We start from the raw sequence: 19,700 nt of genomic DNA, 5'->3' as shown, positions 1-19,700 counted from the left end.
TTGTTTTTATATTGAGATCCTGAAACAACACTTCGACAAGCTCAGTGTGACAGTTCAGGATGACAAATCATCCAAAGGGAAGATTTGCCAGATCTACATTTCCGCCAGAAATGATGATTCCGACGTTCTTATTATTAAATTCTTCTTTATTCTTTAAAACAGCAGCAAAAGCTACTGCGCTTGATGGCTCTACAACTATTTTCATGCGTTCCCAAATGAGTTGCATAGCTTCTTTAATTTCTTGTTCTTCTACTCTGATAATTTTATTAACCAAAGTTTTTATAATTGGAAAATTACGGTCTCCTAAATAGGTTTTCAATCCATCTGCAATGGTATTTGTGCTTTTGTTTTTTTCAATCTTACCTGATTTTAAAGAACGATAAGCATCATCGACTTCCATTGGTTCTGCTCCTATTATTTTGCAATTTGGTGCAAACTGACTAATAGCTAAAGCTGTACCTGCCAATAATCCACCACCTCCAACTGGTGCTATAACTATATCGAGTTTAGGCTGCTCCTCTAACAACTCCTTTGCTGCTGTCGCATTACCGTAAATCACTTCATCTTGATTAGATGGATGTAAAAATGACGCTTTAGTTTCTTTTTGAATTTTATTCGCTGTAAATTCTCTGGCTTCGGCTGTTGACTCACATTCTATAATTTCACCACCATAGGTTTTAACACCATTCTTTTTAGCTTGTGGCGCATTTTCTGGCATAACGATATATGCCTTAACACCAATTTTCTTAGCTGCTAGTGACACAGCTTGAGCAAAATTACCTGAAGAATGTGTTACAACTCCGTTTTGTCTTTCTTCATCAGAAAGGGATAAAATTGCGTTTGCTGCACCTCTCATTTTAAACGCACCCATTTTCTGAAAGTTTTCGCATTTAAAAAACACATTACAACCTGTTATTTCATCTAACAATTGTGATGTTAACACAGGTGTTTTGTGAATAAATGGTTTTATTCTTTGGTGGGTTTTATTTAAAAGATGTTTAATATTTATTTGATTGTCAGACACCCCTAAAGTCCCCTCAAGGGGACATTCCTCAACAATATTACTAGCACTATTGTCCCCTTGAGGGAACTTTAGGGGTGTTTTTAAAGCTTTAACTTTTTCTTCAAGCGACATAGACACACTGAACATGTTGTTTTTAACTTCTGAGCCACTGAACCTAATAAATTTCACTCCATATTCTTCTAGTTTGTTCTGCCTATTGACATCTTCAAAATATCGATAATCGTGTGAATTTCCATCAACTTCAATAGCTAACATTAGTTCATGACAATAAAAATCGACAATATATTCTAGCATTGGCACTTGCCTATGAAATTGAACTCCTAGAGCTCGGTTTTTAATATTTTTCCACAATAATACTTCAGCTAGCGTGCTATTCTTTCGAAGTACTCTTGCGTATTCTTTTAGTTTTGGATTATATGGAATAATTTTATTTTTCACTTTTTTACACCCCTAAAGTCCCCTCAAGGGGACAATACTCAGATGAATAATTCTAGTTCCCTTTAAAAGTTGGTTTACGTTTTTCTACAAAAGCTGAAACGCCTTCTTCGTAATCTTCAGTTTGAGCTGCTTCTATTTGTAATTTTGACTCTAATGCTAGTTGATTTTCTAAATTATTGGTTAAAGATTGATTGAAAGCTTCCTTAATTTTTCCTAAAGCTAATGTTGGCATATTAGCTAGTTTTAAGGCTAGTTTATTTACTTCCTCTTCAAAGCTTTCTAAGGGCAACACTTTGTAAATCATTCCCATTTTTTCGGCTTCATCGGCAGAGACATTATCTCCTAACATCGCTAATGCTGACGCTTTTTGAAAACCTATTAAGCGTGGCAAAAAGAAGGTTCCTGCGCTGTCTGGTATCAAACCTATTAAACTAAACGCTTGAATGAAACTTACTTTTTCGTGAGCCACAACGATATCACAAGCTAATGCAATGTTTGCTCCTGCTCCTGCTGCTACACCATTTATCGCACCAATGATTGGTTTCTTAATGTTTCTAATTCTGGTGATGATTGGATTGTAATGCTCTTCTAGAATTTTCTTGAATCCTGGATTTAGTTCCGGACTTGTCACTTCTTTTAAGTCTTGTCCTGCACAAAATGCTTTTCCGTTTCCGGTTAGCACGATTGCTCTTACTTCTGAATTACTTTCGCAATCGTCAAAAACTTGCTGTAGGTTTAATGCCATTTCACGATTGAAGCTGTTAAAAACTTCTGGTCGATTTAATGTAACGTAGGCTATTTTATTTTCTATTTTTAGTTCTATTGAACTCATAATTTTATAATTATTAATCTTAATGAGATCCTGAAACAACACTTCGACTGCACTTCGACTCTGCTCAGCAACCACGCTCAGTGTGACAGTTCAGGATGACAAATTTTTTTAGTTGTCATTGCGAGGACGTAGGATGCGGTAATCTTTTTACATTTAGATTCTTTGCTTCGCTCTGAATGACAAATCATTTCAAACATTTAAAATAATCAAATGGTTCTTGACAATCGTTGCACTGAAATTGTGCTTTGCACGCTGTTGAACCAAATTGACTTATCATTTTTGTATTTGTGCTTCCGCATTGCGGACATTTTACTAATTGTTTTCCTTCAAGCAACACCGACTTATCGGCTTCAGCATCTAATGGTGCAGCGATACCATAATCTTCGAGTGCTTTTCTGCCTCTTGGCGTAATCCAATCGGTTGTCCAAGCAGGATGTAAAATCAAATCTACTTCAGCTTCATAACCGGCTTTTTGCATGGCAAGTTTGATATCGTCTCCGATAACATCCATTGCAGGACAGCCACTGTAAGTGGGTGTGATTTCAATTTTTACAACATCATTTTCGATAATGGCAGAGCGTACCACTCCCATGTCCATGATGGACAATACTGGGATTTCTGGGTCTGAAATGGACTCTAGAATTTCTACCAGTTTTGGGTTTATATGTTGCTCTGTTGTTGTCATTATTTTTTACTAAAACGGGTATTTTACTAAAATGCTTGTCGATACAATTTGTTCATTCTTCACAAATCACTCGAAGTGACTAATGAGATCCTGAAACAACACTTCGACTGCGCTCAGTGTGACAGTTCAGGATGACAAATCAAGAGTTGGCTACCATTCCATATTTGGATAAGTACGTTGCATATATTGTAAATCGGCTAGCAAGTAACCCATATGTTCGGTATGAATGCCTTGCTTTCCTCCTTTTTGAAAATATTTGCTTTGAGGAACGCTTAACGTTGCTTCTTCTAAAACTGCATTTACTTCTTCGTAATAAGCATCTTTTAATTTAGTCACATCTACTCCAACGCCTTCTGCAACAATAGCTTTATCAGCTTCGGTTTGATGAAACAATTCATCAGTATACGTCCATAAATCATTTATTGCGGTTTGAATACGACTATGACTTTCTTCTGTTCCGTCGCCTAATCGCTTAATCCAATCGGATGAGAAACGCTTGTGGTAACTCACTTCTTTGATGGATTTTTTTGCAATAGCTGATAAGTTTAAATCGGTACTTTTTTCTAATTCGGTTAGCATTAAAAAATGATATACATCGAACAAAAATTGTCTTGCCATTGTGTATCCAAAATCAGTATTTGGTTGCTCTACCAATAACACATTGAAGTATTCGCGTTCTTTACGAAGCATTGCGATATCATCTTCAGTTCTGCCGTCTCCAGCTATCTTCGCTGCATATTGATAATAACTACGTACTTGCCCTAATAAATCTAATGACATATTGGTGCACGCGATATCGGTTTCTAAACTTGGTCCGTGACCGCAAAGCTCTCCTAATCTCTGACCGAGAATTAGGCTATTATCTGCGATGCCTAGGATATAGTTGTATAGGTTTTTGTTTTTCATTTTTACTCAAATTGAGACCTTTCGACTGTGATCAAGGTGACATTTAACTCCAATAAAGAAATTCTGAAACAACACTTCGACTATACTCAGTGTGACAGTTCAGGATGACAAAGCCTCGCTTTATTACATATGTTTTACGTCGTCTGGTAAATCATAAAATGTTGGATGACGATACACTTTGTCTTGTGCTGGTTCAAATAATTCGCCATTATGCTCAGGGTTTGATGCTGTAATGTGCTTACTTTCCACAACCCAAATGCTTACACCTTCGTTACGTCTTGTGTAAACGTCTCGTGCATTTTCTAAAGCCATTTCTGCATCTGCTGCGTGAAGACTTCCGAAATGACGGTGTTCTAATCCGTTTTTACTTCTTACGAAAACCTCCCAAAGTGGCCAGTTCTTTTTATTAGACATTAGATATTAGATGTTAGATGTTAGACTTTATCAGAGTACTTTTCTCATTTCTCGAGTCTAAACTTCTGATTATACTACTTGCTTGTTTTTTCTTTCTTGCTGTTTTTCAGCATGAGCCATAGCTGCGTCTCTAACCCATTCGCCTCGTTCCCAAGCTCCAACTCTGGCTTTCATTCGCTCTTTGTTCATTGGTCCGTGACCCTTTACGACTTGCCAAAATTCGTCCCAATTAATTTCTCCGAAATCATAACTCTGACGCTCTTCGTTCCATTTTAAATCCGGGTCTGGAATTGTTAATCCTAAAATATCAGCTTGAGGCACAGTTTGGTCAATAAACTGTTGACGTAACTCGTCATTGGTTTTTCGTTTCAATTTCCATTTCATTGATTGTTCGGTATGCACTGACATATCATCAGTTGGTCCTAACATCATTAAACTTGGCCACCACCAACGGTTAAGTGCATCTTGCGCCATTTCTTTTTGTTCTGGTGTACCATTGCAAAGCTTTAGCATAATTTCGTAGCCTTGGCGTTGGTGAAAACTTTCTTCCTTACACACGCGCACCATGGCTCTTGCATAAGGCCCAAAAGAGGTGTTACAAAGTGGCACTTGATTGATAATGGCTGCGCCATCTACCAACCAACCAATGGCTCCCATATCTGCCCAAGTTACTGTTGGATAATTAAAAATGGAAGAATATTTTGCCTTACCAGAATGTAATTGCTCATATAACTCATCTCGAGTAATCCCTAATGTTTCGCAAGCACTGTATAAGTATAATCCGTGACCAGCTTCATCCTGCACTTTTGCCAATAAGGCTACTTTACGACGTAAGGAAGGCGCACGAGTAATCCAGTTACCTTCTGGTAACATTCCTACAATTTCGGAATGTGCGTGCTGACTGATTTGCCTAATATGCGTTTGTCGATATTTTTCTGGCATCCAGTCTTTAGGTTCAATTTTTTCGTCGCGAGCAATACGCGCTTCAAATTCTGCTTCTAAATTTTTGATTTGATCTCCACTCATTTCTTTTAGCTTTAGGCTATTAGCTTATTGCTTTTAGCTGGTGAAACTTAATTTTTCTTTTTCAATATATTTTGAGATTCCAACCTAGGTAGGAATGACAAATCTTTATTTAAACGTCGAAATCTACCACAACTCTTTTTGTAGTTGGTACTGCTTGACAGCTTAGCACATAGTTTTGTTCAACTTCATCTTCCTCTAACGCATAGTTGATTTTCATTTCAACTTCACCTTCCATGACTTGGCACTTACAGGTACTGCAAACACCGCCTTTGCACGCAAATGGCAAATCTGCTCCTGCAATGAGCGCACCATCTAATATATTATCGTCGTCTTTTTGCATTGTGAAGCGGAATTCTTTTCCGCCATCGATAATAACAACTTCAACGCCATCTACTTTTTGCTCTGATAAACGCTCAACACGTTTTTTATCTTCTTCAGTTAGGCCTTTTACAAATAATTCGAAATGAATTAAATCTTTTGGCAAACCTGCTTCAGCCAAATAATTACTCACATAATTGACCATATCTTCTGGTCCGCACAAAAACACTTCGCTTGTATCTGGAATATCAATGAATGTTTTGGTGAGCACTTTCATTTTTTCATCATCAAAACGACCATTGAACAACTCTATATCTCGCTTTTCTTTGGTTAGGAAATAATAGATTTCCAAACGACCAAAATAAGTATTTCTTAATTGCTCTAAGACTTCCTTAAAGATAATAGATTTTGCAGTTTTATTGACATAAAACAACTTACAAGTTGAGTTTGGCTCTACTGCCAAATGCGCTTTGATCATTGAAAGAATTGGCGTAATACCACTTCCTGCTGCAAAGAACAGGTAGTTTTTAGCATTATCTACATTACAATCTACTCCAAATGTTCCGCTCGGAGCCATAACATCTAGCTCGTCTCCTGCTTTTAATGTGCTATTGACAAAGGTTGAGAATTTTCCTCCTGGAATTTCTTTGACTGCAACTTTCCATTCGTTATCATAAGGACTAGAACATAACGAATACGAACGACGTACATCTTCGTCATTAATTAACGTCTTGAGCGTTAAATGCTGCCCTTGCGAGAATTTGAATTCGTCTTGCAAAGCATCAGGAACATCAAAAGTTACAACAGAGGTGTCTTTTGTTTCCTTGTAAATATCTTTTATTCTTAATTTATGAAAATCTGCCATTAACAGTTATAATCTAAACTTTAAAACTTTTAAGCTTAACCCGAAAACGATTTCGAATTACCTACTAAAAAAACTAACAGTTGTTAGTTTGCTTGACAAATTTACAAAAAATTAATCGATTTTTTTGTTAATACCTTTAACAAGAACTGTACTTAATTGTTGTGATAATTTTTCTGGATTGAGATAGTCTTTTTTAGGAATCCATAGATACAACGATCTTAAGGTTGATAAGATTGAAAATAACATAATCTCAATATTTTCGTCTATTATTTCTCCTTGTTCAACTCCTTCTACCACTATTTGCCTTAAATTTTGTTCGTAGTTAGCACGTAACTCAAGATAATAATCCAATTTTTCTTCCAAATGCATCCAGTCATTATTTAGGGATGCCATTCCGTAAGTATTTTGAGAAGTAATATTAACGTGTAGTTTGACAACCTCTTCTATTTTTCTAATACTAGAAATATTTGATTTTTGAATTAGAGCCAAACCTTCGGTAAACTCTTCTGCCAATGAAATGATTATTTCTTTTAGAATTTCTTGCTTAGACTTGATATGGTTGTATAAACTAGCTGCTTTCATTCCCATAGCAGAAGCCAAATCGCGCATTGTTACTGCGCTGTAACCTTTTTCTTTGAAGAGTTTTGCTGCAGTTTTTATGATTTCGTCTTTACGTGTTTCAGTTTTCAATTTTAGGAAGTGATTTATTCAACGTAAATTTATAAAAAAGAAAAACTATGGGATTTTTAGATTTTATATTTGGCACCAAAAAACGTCAAGTTGATGAATTTTTAGAAAATGGAGCTGTAATTCTTGATGTACGCAGCCAGCGTGAATGGGATGCTGGACATATTGAGAAGGCTCTACATATTCCACTAGACCAATTGAACAACCGAATTGACGAAGTAAAAAAATTTAACAAACCAGTGGTGACTTGCTGTGCTAGTGGTGTGCGCTCCGCTAAAGCTGCTAAGTTTTTAAATTTGAATAATATTGAAGCTACTAATGGTGGTGGTTGGGTTTCCTTGAATAAAAAATTATAACTTTAGTCTATCTAAGCTTTCTAGACTTTCAACTGGTGCTTGGTTATACTCAAGCGTCCAACCTAGTGAATTGGTGAGTATGTAAAGTTTTGAGAGCTCGCTTAACAATCTATTTTCTGCGTTAGATTTTAAATCTGAAGCTTCAATTTTTTTCATTAGAGACTTTTTTACAATCTCTTTTATATTGTTATAATCATCTGCTTCAAAAGGATTTAGATAATCAGCCTGAATATCATAATACTCTAAATCTGGGCTAATTTTTATTTCCTCTTTCGGAATACTTAGTATTTGAAGTGTTTTTGTGGTTTCATCAATGTTGTATTCAATTTTAGACAAGTCGTAAGCTACGGTTACATCTGCATTTACGACCACAATCGCCTTCTTTTCTGCCTCTAACAAATCAGCAAAGATGCGTTTAGAATTTTCGTAGGTAAAAACCTCACTAAAATGACCTTCAGTAACAACCAGCTTGCTGACATTTTTTAACTGCTTTTGAATTAAAGCAGAATTTTCCCTTAATATAATTTGTTCTTCTTTTTTACTACCACAATATTTAAACGTGAATAGTATAATCAAGGTTATTATAACTCCGAATAAGATTTTTCGCATATGGCTAATTTAATCAAATTAGTATTTAATGTTTGTCTAATTTACCCTTTAAATCCTGTTTTTTTGCATTACAGCGAATGACGAAGCCTATCATCCATAAAAAAGGTAATCTAACTTAGATTTTTAATCAAATTAGTGTTTATAAATACTTTAGATAGTTACAACGCTGTTTTTCCTCAAGTCTCCAGAGCAGTATTAGTTAATCCATTTTAATGCTTAAAAACGTTTACATACTTGTTTTTATGTTTTTGACACTGGCTTTATATGGCCAAAAATCTACACTCTTACAAAATATTAATTTTAGAGCCAAAGAGTTAAAACACAACTTAAACAAAGCAGGAGATACTCTTATATTAAGCAGCGAAAAAACCATTTATAATGTTGAGATTTTCAATCAAGATTTTGAAAAAACAGTTGATGTTAGAAGTAACGAAACCAAGATACCATTACACGATACACCTCTTGGAAGGTTAGTAGTACAAGCTAAAATGCCAGACAAAAGAATTATTATGACGTTGCTTAGGCATGAAGAAATAGAAAATACACCCACAAAAAAGATTGAAATATTAAGTAAAAAAGAGGAAAAGCAACCCGTTTTAAAGCTGAAAGCTCTATTTAAAATTAATATTGCAATCATCACTAAAAGTGCCAAACTAAGTAGCAAAAACAGAAACACGGTTGACAATATTCCAACTAAACCTGTTGCAGAAAAGGTTGATGAGCTCATTGTCAATACAACACACCCTAAGCCAGGGGCTAAAACTTCAAGAAGTATTTCAAATATGCTTAATTGGAAATCAAAAAAATTAAATACTAGTAATAAAGTTTTTTGGATTTCTCACACTATAAATACTGGCACCTCTTCAAGAAAAATTATGAAAATGGTGACTCATAGCGAAGCTGATCATCTAATCGCAAAGTATAAAGCAGAGCACCAAACACAGCAAGGCAAACTTAACGAATTAACTATTTGGGAGGTTTTTGACACAACAAATTTTATAAAAAAGCAAACACAGAATTCTGAATATATTAAATCTAAAGATTCTGATTTTTTCAATACAGTACCTTATTTTTCTTCAATCAAAAACTTTGTTGCTCTTAATTAGTTGATGCCTTATTTATCTTTTAACTATTTTTAAGGATAAAAAACCAACCGATATGAAGTTAAGATATTTAAAATTTTTCTGCACATCATTAATTATAATTTGTTTTCTAGGCTGTTCTAAATCTAAGCAAGAGTATGCTACTATGCTTATTCATGGCGGAACCATATATACTGTAGACAGCACGTCAGTCACTGTTGAAGCTGTAGCTACAAAAGATAACAAAATCCTTTTTGCAGGTAGTTTAGAAGAAGCTGAAACTTACAAAAACAAACAAACCAAGGTTCTAGATTTAAAAGGAAAAACAATGACACCAGGCTTTATAGAAGGTCATGGCCATTTTATGGGTTTAGGATATAATGAACTCAACTTAGACCTTATGAATACAACGAGCTACCAAGCTATTGTTGATGCTGTTGCAGAGCGTGTTAAAACTGCCAAACCAGGAGAATGGATAACAGGTAGAGGCTGGCACCAAAGCAAATGGGACAGTATGCCATCTGACGTAGTTAACGGTTTTCAAACACATCATTTATTAAGCGAAGTCTCACCAGACAACCCTGTTTACCTAAAACATGCAAGTGGCCACGCTGGCTTTGCAAATGCAAAAGCAATGGAAATAGCAGGATTAACCGAACTGGCTTTAGACGGTTTAAAAAAATACGAAGTTGAAGGTGGTGAAGTCTTAGTAGATGCTTTAGGTAGACCAACTGGAGTTTTTAATGAGCGTGCACAAACTTTAATTACACAACACATACCTGAAAGAACAGCTGAATCTGATATAAAAGCCTTTGAACTTGCTGTAAAAGCTTGTCACAAAAATGGCATAACAAGTTTTCATGATGCTGGTATTCCAAAAGAAACAATCGGTTTGTATGAACAGATGAAGTCTGACTCAAAAATGAATGTAAGAATCTATGCCATGCTAACTGGTTGGGATAAAGATTTATTAAATGATTGGTACAAGAGAGGTGTAATGATAGATAATGACCATCTCTTTACAATTAGATCTGTAAAACTTAATTGCGATGGTGCACTAGGCTCTCGTGGCGCATGGCTTTTAGAACCTTACACAGACAGACCAGACCATTTTGGTCATGAAACCTTACCTATGGAATTTGTAAAAGAAACTGCAATTAGTGGACTTAAAAATGGTTTTCAAGTATGCTCTCATGCCATAGGAGACAGAGCCAATAGAGAAATTTTAGATCGTTACGAAATAGCTTTTAAAAAATACCCTGAGAAAACACAAGACCTTAGATTTAGAATAGAACATGCGCAACATCTTCATCCAGAAGATATTCCTCGTTTTGCAGAGTTAAAGGTTATTCCTGCTATGCAAGCCGTACACATGTCTTCTGATAGACCTTGGGCTATTGATCGTTTAGGCGAAAAACGAATTAAAGAAGGTGCTTATATGTGGCAAACCCTTCTTCAAAGTGGTGTACCTATTGTAAATGGAACCGATGTACCTGTAGAGCCTATAAATCCAATTGCAAGTTTTTATGCTAGCGTAAGCAGAAAAACACTAAAAGGAACACCTGATGGTGGCTACGAACCTGATCAGAGAATGACCAGAACACAAGCTTTAAAATCTTATACTTTAGATGCAGCTTATGGCGCTTTTGAAGAAAAAATAAAAGGCTCTATTTCTGTTGGAAAACTGGCTGACTTTACAATTTTTGACAAGGATATAATGACTATTTACGAAAATGAAATTTTAGACTCTAAAGTTGTGATGACTATATTTAATGGTAAGGTTGTATATAATGCTGAAAAATAAAAAAACATTAGTTTCCTTCTCTGCTGAAGGCCTAACTAATGTTTAAGCATGCGGTTAATAGCAATGCAAAAATAAATAGTTCTGTAGGAATGAACATTACTAAAATATTACCAATACGTTATCAGAAATTAGCCTAAAAACTTAAAACTATTGACTAGCTACAAAGCAAGAAATATTGAATACAAAGAGCTTTTAAAAGTTAATGATTGGTTTATAAAGGTGTACACCATTACTAAACATGATACGTTTAACGATGCTAAATTTTACGAAGACGTAAAACTTCAAATCCCTAAGTGGATTACATTAAAAAATGGTTTTAACCATAATCATAATAATATTGGATTTTTAATTCTACATATGGGAACTGAAGGTATATTCTCTTTAATAAATTGGTGGGTTGGCGACAATATGCTAAACACTCATATTTTTAAAACAGACTATAATCAACCCATTTCTTTTGATAAAATTTCTAGTAATGGGCTAGCGCCTTGTGTTTGGGAACTTGAGATTATCAATCATGAGCGTTTGGCTTGGACAAACCATGTGTTAAAAAAAGCACCTCAACCTGACTTTGAATCGTATTTAAAAAGTTCATTCAGTAAAACTTTATAGCCAAATTCAGTAAATGTTATTTAACATAATTTCTCGCCTTACAACGAATCTAAAAGCTTTTCAACTTAAAAAAACACCTTACAACCTAAGAATACTAACATCTTAAAGCCTTAAATTATCTTTACCCAAGTATTCATATGGATACTATTTGTTTCCCCAAAAACAAAACCTACTTATTATGACAAGACTATTAACCGCACTCCTATTGCTTTTGGCTCCCTTTATTCATGGCCAAAAATCAACCCTTTTAAAAAATATTAATTACAGAGCCAGCGAGCTACAACATAGCTTAAACAAAATTGGAGATACTCTAATCTTAAAAGGTGAACGTACTATTGATAAAGTTGAGATTTTCAACAATGATTTTCAGAAAGCCTACATTGTTAATAGCTCAGACACAAAAATACCTTTAGCTGACATTCCGCTGGGCAGATTTGTAACTGAAGTAAAAGTGAATGATAAACTCATTATTATAACACTTTTAAGGCATGAGAATTTTGAAGATGTCATAGAAACTGCAGAACCAGAAACCAACAAAGAAACTGATGGTTTTGCTGAATCTAACTACCAAAATAAAACTGAAGGTAAAGCATTCTCTGAGTTTGAAACAAAAGAAACACTAAGCAAAACCACCAACAGACCAGTAAAATTTTATTGGATTGTAAAGCATATAAACAAAGGACACAGCTCGAGTAAAAAAATGCGCATTGGTGACAAAGCGATTGTTGATAAAATGATAACTCAGCATAAAATAGATTTAAAATCTAAGGCTGGAAAACGTAACAAATTAACCATTTGGGAAGTATATGATACTTCAAAATTTATGCGCTTTAAAAGAGAAAATCCAGATTATGCCACTGTAAAAGAAGCAGATTGTTTTAATACTGAACCTTTCTATAAATCTGAAGGCAGCTAGATGTTTATCAAACTACTTCTTTAACTCTAACTTCTCTGCAAAATAATCACAAAAATCCTTCATTGTAGCAGTCATTTTCTCGTCTTGTGTAGCACGCAGAAACGTATCGCTCATTGTTACTAAAGTCTGGTGAAAAAACAGTTTCATTTCATCAACAGGCATATCTTTAGTCCATAAATCTATTTTTAAAGTTTCCTGAGCGTTGCTATCCCAAACAGAAAGCATAATTGCCTTAGCTTCTTCATTTTTTACTCCACCATCTTCAGCAGACCAGTTCAGTTTTTCTGGCACTCTGTTTTCATCGAGTTCTACGTTTAATTCTATTTTAGATGTTATGGTTTTAGCCATTATTTCTTTGGTTTAAATTTTGCTTTGTTAAAAATTTCTTCTGGTTCTTTTTCTAAAATGCTCAACACATTTTCGTCTGTTATTTCTGCATAGGCTCTTACAATTTGCCAACCTATATATTGTCCTAATCTTCCAGGTGATTCGTTGTCTAATTCTAAATAAAACTTAGAATAAGGTGCGTCTGCAATAAAACGACTTGGTAATTTACTATCTGTACTAAAGAGCAATTCCTTTTCAATAAAATAGCTCCATATTGGACTCTCGTTGGCTTCTGCCCATTTTAGCTCTTGTTCTGTATAGCCTATCTTTTCCGCATCTGTTTTAAAAGGAATCATTACATCTTTAAAGTAAAGTAATTTCCCGTAGTAAATCATTTCATCCAAAAGTGTCTTACGGTTAGACTGAAAAGTATATTTCTTAGCATAAGCCTCTGCTGCTTCAGGCACAATTTGATTCCTCTGCATGTTCTTTGCTAAATATCTTGGTATATTTTGATAAAATTCATGGTCTTCACCTAAAAAATTATCAAGAGCAACTAACAATAACGAATCTGTAACAATAGTTTTATTTCTATAATCTACATCATTTGTTAAGGTAACCAATCTTGGCACACTAAAAGTTTTATCATAATATTTCAGATGCTGAAACAAAGCTTCAAACTCTTTTTTTTCGCCTTTAAAGTCTGGGTACACCTTCCCTACTTCAACCAATAACAGATTTTGTAATGTATCTTCAATTCTATCAATCCAAACAGAATCTGGCACATGCTTAGAAAATAAAAATGGATAAGCTTGTTTTAGCTTAGGAAGGTCTGATGGCTCTGCTTTTGCATAGGCTTTATCAAATCTTTCTACCACAAAATCTACTTCAATTTTTGAAATTTCTTCCTCAACCTTAGCGTCTTCATTACAAGACACCATAAAAAGACTCAACATAGATAAAATGAAAATTCTCAATGACATTTTACGAAACATTTTTAATCCTAACACGTTTCCGTTATTTTTGTTGTGCAAAGGTACATTTCTTTGTTTTAAATTGTAAACATTATGCAAACAGAAAAGGTTGTAAATCATATTGTAAATTGGTTAAAAGATTACGCAAATAACGCAAAGGTTAACGGTTTTGTTATAGGTATCTCTGGCGGAATAGACTCTGCAGTAACCTCAACCCTTTGTGCAAAAACCGGTTTAGACCTTTTATGCATTGAGATGCCAATACACCAAGCTGCAAGCCATGTTACAAGAGCTCAAGAACACATTGCGCAATTAAAAAAGCGTTTCCCTAATGTAAGTGATGCTCGTGTTGATTTAACCCCTGTGTTTGAAGAATTTAAAACCGAAGTAAGTCTTGATGGCAAACAAGCCACTGTAGATATGGCCTTAGCTAATACAAGAGCAAGATTACGAATGACCACGCTTTACTATTATGCAGGTCTGCAAGGCAGATTAGTTGCCGGAACTGGAAATAAAGTTGAAGATTTTGGAGTAGGTTTTTACACGAAGTATGGAGATGGTGGAGTAGATTTAAGTCCTATTGCTGATTTATTAAAATCTGAAGTTTACAAAATCGGTGATTATTTAGATGTACCAGAATCAATTATGAAAGCTGCTCCCAGTGATGGTTTGTTTGGAGATGCTAGAAGTGATGAAGACCAAATAGGAGCTACCTATCCAGAATTGGAATGGGCCATGAAAATGAAAGACGAAGGAAAAACCATTAATGATTTCTCAGGAAGACAAAAAGAAGTTTTTAACATTTTTATGAGCTATTACACTAGAAATCAGCATAAAATGACACCTATTCCTATTTGCGAAATTCCTAATAATTTAAGATAAATACAGCAGTTTATCGAATAAATTGCTGAATCTGCTTATTTTTTGATTACCTTTAACGTAAGCAAATCCCACAAGACACTTGACTCAGTAATACTAATTATTACGCCAATTAACCCTAACCAAACCAAAATCAATTGTCATGATACGTATTTTGATTGTTGACAATCACCCTATTGTAAGAACGGGTTTAGAACTGTTCTTAAACAGTAAACCCGATCTAAAAGTCGTAGGTAAGCTAAGTAGTGGTATAGAAATTTTTGAATTTGTTAGACGTAACGATGTTGACATCATTATTTCAGAAATTGATTTACCAGAACTTAATGGTATCACTGCGCTAAGAGCAATTAAAAAAGAAAACCAATCGGTTAATGTACTTATCTTTAGTCATCAACCAGAGGAAATCTATGCTATTAGCACACTAAAAGCAGGTGCTTCTGGATATTTAAACAAAACTGCTGATTTAGAATCTATTGAAGCAGCTGTTAGAAAAATCCATGGTGGTGAAGTCTCTCTTAGTGAAAAAATGGACAAACATCTACGTTATGAAGATACACGTAAGAGCAGAAGCCGAATGTTTAAAAAGCTATCTACCAGAGAAGTTGAAGTTTTAAAACTTTTATCTATTGGGCGAAAAAACAAGGAGATTGCAGAAGAACTTGATATTAACGAAAAAACTGTAAGTACTTACAAAGCCAGACTTTTTAAAAAGCTTAATGTTAATAATATCGTAGATTTAATTCATCAGGCAAAGCACCACAACCTAACTTAGTTTTTATCCGCCAATAACTTTACCAAGTTTACGAGACAATAGCATTTTAAGACCTAAATAATCCTTTACGTCTTCCATAACCGAGCGCGTATCTGCGTTTTCCCTTAAAGTTTCGTTTTTGTACTCAGCTACTTTTTGATCTATAAGATAACAACGTAAACTCAAGATGGTTTGACTAACCAATTGAGAAATAGAATGTTCTTTTTCCTTAGGAATAATTTGATTACGCTGCCAGTCGTGAAGATTGTATTTTTCATCCTCCATTAAAATGCTGGTAACTTCGGTTGCAGACGCTTGGTCTAGTTGATTGATAAAATCTTTAGTAGAAAAATTTTCGTCTTGGTTTAGCCTATCGATAATTGAATAATATAACTCTCTAAACTTTTCATTAGAAAACATCATTTCATCTTCCTGAAGGTCTAAGTAAATTTTTTCAAATACGCGTGCTTCATGTACTGCTGGCTCTAAAATTAAATCGCCAGACACTTCATCTTCCTTTAAAATTAGGTCTTCAAACTGTTCTGTTCTGTCACCATACAACATCAAGATTTCTATAATCTTTCGTTCTAACTCATACTGAACATCAACCTTTGGTTTATTTTGCGGTTCAGTCTTTACAACTTGAAAAGCCTTTTGATCTTGTTTGTATTTTTTATTAGCGTCTTGAACATCTTTTTTGTTGATTTGTGCCAACGTGCTAAAGAGTACATTTTCACTAATATCCATTATAGAAGCACATTCTCTAATATAGATTTCGCGCTTAATGGCATCAGGAATTTTAGCAATGCTATTTACAATATCTCTAATTGTTTCAGCCTTTTTTATAGGATCGTTATTGGCTTCCTTCACTAAAAGGGATGCTTTAAACTGAATAAAATCCTTAGCATTGGTATTGAGATATTCGGTAAGCTCTTCTAAGGTATTAGACTTTGCAAAACTATCTGGATCTTCACCATCTGGAAAGGTACAGACCTTCACATTCATACCTTGTTCCAAAATTAAATCTATACCACGAATAGAGGCTCTTATACCAGCCGCATCACCATCAAAAAGCACTGTAATGTTATTGGTTAGCCTATTAATGAGTCTTATTTGCTGAGAGGTTAATGCGGTACCAGAAGATGATACTACATTTTTTACTCCGGTTTGGTAAAACTGAATCACATCTGTGTAACCTTCTACCAAAAAGCAATTATCTTCTTTGGCAATGCTCTGTTTAGCAAAAAACAAACCGTAAAGCACATTGCTTTTATGGTATATATCGCTCTCTGGAGAGTTTAAGTACTTTGCAGCTTTTTTGTCGTTGGTTAGGATACGACCACCAAAACCAAGTACTCTGCCGCTCATGCTATGAATAGGAAACATCACACGACCTTTAAATCTGTCGAAACGTCGCTCTTCCTTTACTATGGTAAGTCCTGTTTTTTCTAAAAATTCTAATTTGTAACCTTTACCCAAAGCGTCATCTGTAAAAGCTTGCCACTCATCTAAGGAATAACCAAGTTGAAACTTTTTAATCGTTTCCTCTGTAAAACCACGCTCTTTAAAGTAGCTTTTACCAATAGCCTGTCCTTGATCTGTTTTTTGTAAAACTTTTTGAAAATACTCATTAGCGTACTCACTTACTAAATATAAACTTTCTTTGGCATTAGCCTGTTCCTTTTCCTCGTCTGTACGCTCGGTTTCTTCAATCTCTATATTATACTTTTTGGCTAAATAGCGTATGGCTTCAGGATAGGTAAAATGCTCATGTTCCATTAAAAAGGTAATGGCATTACCACCTTTGCCAGTCGAGAAATCTTTCCAGATTTGTTTTACTGGAGAGACCATAAAACTTGGTGTACGCTCTTCGCTAAACGGACTTAAACCCTTAAAGTTGCTCCCAGCTTTTTTTAACTGTACGAAATCACCAATGACCTCTTCTACGCGAGCAGTTTCAAAAACTTGTGATATGGTGTTTTGTGAGATCAAGGCTACTGTCATTCCGCACCTAATGCGGAATCTAATTTGTTATTATTATATCTTCAATGAATTCCTATCTACGCAGGAATGACAAGTGTGTAAAATTAAGATAATCTATTTATTTTAGAAATTTGTGTTGAAAAGTTATTTGATTGATTTTGATGTAGGAGAGCAAAAACCTCTCTCTTAACGAAAATAATATAGGATAATGATTATATTTATTGCCATATAACAAGTGTGGTCAATGTAGAAACAACTATATGACAATAACCGAAAACATAAATGATGGAATGGACTAAAATACTGAATCAATTTTCATCAATAAAAGTAAAAAGTGTAACTGACTCTTTATTCAAATTTGGTATGATTGGATTATTTATAGGAGTCATTGCAGCCATTTTTTCAGATAAAGATTGGGTTGTAATCGTAGTATTTTCTATTTCTGGATTGTTCACTATAATTGGTTTATTTTTTTATTGCTTTTTTGCTATAAAAAAACCTGATTATCTTAGAAGTGAGGAATATCAAACACAAAAACAAGCGTTAGAATTATTAGGTGATAATGAACGTGCTCACAACAGAAACTTAATGAATATTCATTTAATAACCAATCCAAACGTGCCTAAATTGGACAATGACAACAATAATCCACTTACAGAATGAATTGGGATAAATTCTTTATTATAACTATAGATAACGATGGTATTCCAAGTTCGTTTAATATAAAAACGTTTCATAACCGACTGACTAATACAAATGGTGTAAAAGCTTGGTGGCATTATTTAGAAAGCACTTACATTATAAGAGTTGATTATTCGGTAAATACATCTCACATTTCTGAATTGATGAAAGAAATAGCGCCAAATAAAAAATACTTCACATCCGAAATTAAGTTTGAAGATTACAATGGTTGGTTACCTAATGAGGCTTGGGAATGGATTAAGGAAAACACTAACCACAACAACGGGTAAGTGCAATAACGGCATAAATCCTTTAGTAAATCCTGTAAAAAACAATAAGAAAAGCCCCAATCCATTTATAGATTAAGGCTTTTAAACACTCAAAATTGATTGATGAAAAATTTATTTTAGTCCATATCAAATCTTAGACCAACTGATATATTATTTTGGTCAAAAGCCTGATCTTTAAATAATGGATTAAGATCATACTTTATATATAATGCAGTGTCTCCCCAAGCCAAATAGCCACTTAATCCGTATACAAACTCACTAACTTCGAAACCTCCTCGTTGTTTGTCCTTAATGCGGTTACCATCCTCTTTATATTTTAACTTTTGCATACTACCAATATTAAGACCTGCATAACCACCAAGACCTACTTTAAACTTATTGCGTGTAGAGTATCTGAAGTAATCCTCTTTTTCAATCTTTTTAGATGGGCCAAATTCTAAATGTACTGGGAATACCAAATTGGTCGTTCTAAATTTTGCTTTCTTTAAGTCTAAAGGAAATTCTTCTAGGGACACGTTTCCATCTGTGTTTACAAAATATTGGTTGTCTTTAATATCTAATTTATTCCACTGAAATGAGAAACCGTATTTTAATCTCCAAAAGTTAGTATTCTGAAAAATTCTTGTTTTCCAAGCATAACCAAGTTCTATAAAACCAGAACCGCCAATTTTATACGGAGAATCATCAATATCTTGTCCTTCTATTAAAGCGTTGTTTAATCCAAATGCAAAAACGATATCGCTTGTTGTCCGTCTGTCGTATTTTCTCGGCTCTTGTACGCGGTCTTTTTTACCAAAGTAAATAAACTCATCTCCAAGATCTTTATCACCTCCGATTCTTATAACAAAAGATTCATCATCTAAAGTATACTCAGAGTCGTTTCTTTTCAATAACTCTATTTTATTATCTACAATTGCTAATCTGTTTTCTATGTTAGCTGCCCTCTTTTTTGCAGCCTCCTTTTTTAATTCTTCAGCTTCTGCTGCGGTGATTTGTTTAGCATCTAGTCGCTCGTTTATAGCCTCTATTTCTTTTTTTAAAAATTCGCGTTCCTCTTTTTCAATTTCAATTTTTAGTTCTTCTAGAGCTTCAATTTTATAATCTACTGAAGTTTTTTCTAAACTATCTTTTACCTTTTCTTGTGCTTGTACAGTGCCAAAAGTTACTGCTATAATGGCGTATACTACTAATCGTGTAATTGTGTTCATAACTGTTCGTTTTTTGATGATTTATAATTGTTT

General features: G+C 34.4%; 22 protein-coding genes and 1 pseudogene. 9 read left to right on the top strand and 14 right to left on the bottom strand.

The window, feature by feature from the left end; all coding sequences use genetic code 11:
• Window positions 1-67 precede the first annotated feature (67 nt).
• The 9 genes and pseudogenes from FC091_RS04205 to FC091_RS04170 all read right to left on the bottom strand — a co-directional run bounded on the left by FC091_RS04205 (window position 68) and on the right by FC091_RS04170 (window position 7,198).
• The gene (locus FC091_RS04205) at window positions 68-1,003 is read right to left on the bottom strand and encodes a pyridoxal-phosphate dependent enzyme (protein WP_394344062.1); all 936 of its coding nucleotides are present in this window, start codon (window positions 1,001-1,003) and stop codon (window positions 68-70) included.
• 141 nt (window positions 1,004-1,144) lie between these two features.
• Window positions 1,145-1,462, bottom strand: a pseudogene (locus FC091_RS15325) (endonuclease domain-containing protein); the annotation flags it as partial.
• A 52-nt stretch (window positions 1,463-1,514) separates the two neighbouring features.
• Window positions 1,515-2,294, bottom strand: coding sequence for an enoyl-CoA hydratase-related protein (locus FC091_RS04200; RefSeq protein WP_171032451.1), 780 nt, complete (start codon window positions 2,292-2,294; stop codon window positions 1,515-1,517).
• A gap of 184 nt (window positions 2,295-2,478) precedes the next feature.
• Window positions 2,479-2,979, bottom strand: coding sequence for a 1,2-phenylacetyl-CoA epoxidase subunit PaaD (paaD, locus tag FC091_RS04195; protein ID WP_138433013.1), 501 nt, complete (start codon window positions 2,977-2,979; stop codon window positions 2,479-2,481).
• A gap of 150 nt (window positions 2,980-3,129) precedes the next feature.
• A complete protein-coding gene (gene paaC / locus FC091_RS04190; RefSeq protein ID WP_138433012.1) occupies window positions 3,130-3,885 on the bottom strand; it encodes a 1,2-phenylacetyl-CoA epoxidase subunit PaaC in 756 nt (251 codons plus the stop codon).
• Between the two features lie 123 nt (window positions 3,886-4,008).
• Window positions 4,009-4,299, bottom strand: coding sequence for a 1,2-phenylacetyl-CoA epoxidase subunit PaaB (gene paaB / locus FC091_RS04185; protein ID WP_076620128.1), 291 nt, complete (start codon window positions 4,297-4,299; stop codon window positions 4,009-4,011).
• Window positions 4,300-4,368: 69 nt separating this feature from the next.
• A complete protein-coding gene (paaA, locus tag FC091_RS04180; RefSeq protein ID WP_138433011.1) occupies window positions 4,369-5,325 on the bottom strand; it encodes a 1,2-phenylacetyl-CoA epoxidase subunit PaaA in 957 nt (318 codons plus the stop codon).
• A 109-nt stretch (window positions 5,326-5,434) separates the two neighbouring features.
• Window positions 5,435-6,508, bottom strand: coding sequence for a 2Fe-2S iron-sulfur cluster-binding protein (locus FC091_RS04175; RefSeq protein WP_138433010.1), 1,074 nt, complete (start codon window positions 6,506-6,508; stop codon window positions 5,435-5,437).
• Window positions 6,509-6,619: 111 nt separating this feature from the next.
• On the bottom strand, window positions 6,620-7,198 hold the full coding sequence (locus tag FC091_RS04170; RefSeq protein WP_138433009.1) for a TetR/AcrR family transcriptional regulator: 579 nt from the start codon (window positions 7,196-7,198) through the stop codon (window positions 6,620-6,622).
• Window positions 7,199-7,245: 47 nt separating this feature from the next.
• Between FC091_RS04170 and FC091_RS04165 the strand changes: the two genes are divergently transcribed.
• Window positions 7,246-7,551 (top strand): rhodanese-like domain-containing protein, encoded by a 306-nt coding sequence (locus FC091_RS04165; RefSeq protein WP_138433008.1) that lies wholly within the window; start codon window positions 7,246-7,248, stop codon window positions 7,549-7,551.
• Here the strand turns inward: FC091_RS04165 and FC091_RS04160 are convergent.
• The gene (locus FC091_RS04160; protein WP_138433007.1) at window positions 7,546-8,160 is read right to left on the bottom strand and encodes a DUF4230 domain-containing protein; all 615 of its coding nucleotides are present in this window, start codon (window positions 8,158-8,160) and stop codon (window positions 7,546-7,548) included. The genes FC091_RS04165 and FC091_RS04160 overlap by 6 nt on opposite strands.
• 242 nt (window positions 8,161-8,402) lie before the next feature.
• Between FC091_RS04160 and FC091_RS04155 the strand changes: the two genes are divergently transcribed.
• The 4 genes from FC091_RS04155 to FC091_RS04140 all read left to right on the top strand — a co-directional run bounded on the left by FC091_RS04155 (window position 8,403) and on the right by FC091_RS04140 (window position 12,574).
• Window positions 8,403-9,266 carry a hypothetical protein gene (locus FC091_RS04155; protein WP_138433006.1) on the top strand — a complete coding sequence of 288 codons (864 nt, stop codon included), beginning with the start codon at window positions 8,403-8,405 and terminating at the stop codon, window positions 9,264-9,266.
• Window positions 9,267-9,318: 52 nt separating this feature from the next.
• A complete protein-coding gene (locus FC091_RS04150) occupies window positions 9,319-11,046 on the top strand; it encodes an amidohydrolase (RefSeq protein ID WP_171032450.1) in 1,728 nt (575 codons plus the stop codon).
• 150 nt (window positions 11,047-11,196) lie between these two features.
• Window positions 11,197-11,658, top strand: a complete 462-nt coding sequence (locus FC091_RS04145) for a hypothetical protein (protein ID WP_138433005.1) — start codon at window positions 11,197-11,199, stop codon at window positions 11,656-11,658.
• Window positions 11,659-11,836: 178 nt separating this feature from the next.
• Window positions 11,837-12,574: a hypothetical protein gene (locus FC091_RS04140; protein ID WP_138433004.1), complete on the top strand. Its 738-nt coding sequence runs from the start codon at window positions 11,837-11,839 to the stop codon at window positions 12,572-12,574.
• Between the two features lie 12 nt (window positions 12,575-12,586).
• On the opposite strand, the gene gldC is transcribed toward FC091_RS04140, so the two are convergent.
• Together gldC and gldB are read right to left on the bottom strand one after the other, a co-directional pair.
• Window positions 12,587-12,922 (bottom strand): gliding motility protein GldC, encoded by a 336-nt coding sequence (gene gldC / locus FC091_RS04135; protein WP_138433003.1) that lies wholly within the window; start codon window positions 12,920-12,922, stop codon window positions 12,587-12,589.
• The gene (gene gldB / locus FC091_RS04130) at window positions 12,922-13,884 is read right to left on the bottom strand and encodes a gliding motility lipoprotein GldB (RefSeq protein ID WP_138433002.1); all 963 of its coding nucleotides are present in this window, start codon (window positions 13,882-13,884) and stop codon (window positions 12,922-12,924) included. Before gldB ends, gldC begins: the two co-directional genes overlap by 1 nt.
• Before the next feature lie 84 nt (window positions 13,885-13,968).
• Here gldB and nadE point away from each other — a divergent pair, with 84 nt between their 5' ends.
• Both nadE and FC091_RS04120 read left to right on the top strand, forming a co-directional pair.
• Window positions 13,969-14,757 carry an NAD(+) synthase gene (gene nadE, locus FC091_RS04125; protein ID WP_138433001.1) on the top strand — a complete coding sequence of 263 codons (789 nt, stop codon included), beginning with the start codon at window positions 13,969-13,971 and terminating at the stop codon, window positions 14,755-14,757.
• Window positions 14,758-14,896: 139 nt separating this feature from the next.
• Window positions 14,897-15,526, top strand: a complete 630-nt coding sequence (locus FC091_RS04120) for a response regulator (RefSeq protein ID WP_138433000.1) — start codon at window positions 14,897-14,899, stop codon at window positions 15,524-15,526.
• A 3-nt stretch (window positions 15,527-15,529) separates the two neighbouring features.
• On the opposite strand, the gene dnaG is transcribed toward FC091_RS04120, so the two are convergent.
• Window positions 15,530-17,497: a DNA primase gene (gene dnaG / locus FC091_RS04115; RefSeq protein ID WP_138433077.1), complete on the bottom strand. Its 1,968-nt coding sequence runs from the start codon at window positions 17,495-17,497 to the stop codon at window positions 15,530-15,532.
• 276 nt (window positions 17,498-17,773) lie between these two features.
• Here dnaG and FC091_RS04110 point away from each other — a divergent pair, with 276 nt between their 5' ends.
• Window positions 17,774-18,151 (top strand): hypothetical protein, encoded by a 378-nt coding sequence (locus tag FC091_RS04110; protein WP_138432999.1) that lies wholly within the window; start codon window positions 17,774-17,776, stop codon window positions 18,149-18,151.
• The gene (locus FC091_RS04105) at window positions 18,148-18,459 is read left to right on the top strand and encodes a hypothetical protein (protein ID WP_138432998.1); all 312 of its coding nucleotides are present in this window, start codon (window positions 18,148-18,150) and stop codon (window positions 18,457-18,459) included. Before FC091_RS04110 ends, FC091_RS04105 begins: the two co-directional genes overlap by 4 nt.
• A gap of 116 nt (window positions 18,460-18,575) precedes the next feature.
• Here FC091_RS04105 and FC091_RS04100 read toward each other — a convergent pair whose 3' ends face one another.
• Complete coding sequence (locus tag FC091_RS04100; RefSeq protein WP_138432997.1) at window positions 18,576-19,667, bottom strand: hypothetical protein; 1,092 nt, start codon at window positions 19,665-19,667, stop codon at window positions 18,576-18,578.
• Between the last annotated feature and the right edge of the window lie 33 nt (window positions 19,668-19,700).

Origin of the sequence: Winogradskyella algicola (genome assembly GCF_005869935.1) — a bacterium.
GTDB lineage: Bacteria > Bacteroidota > Bacteroidia > Flavobacteriales > Flavobacteriaceae > Winogradskyella > Winogradskyella algicola.
This window is presented reverse-complemented; position numbering and strand designations above follow the sequence as displayed.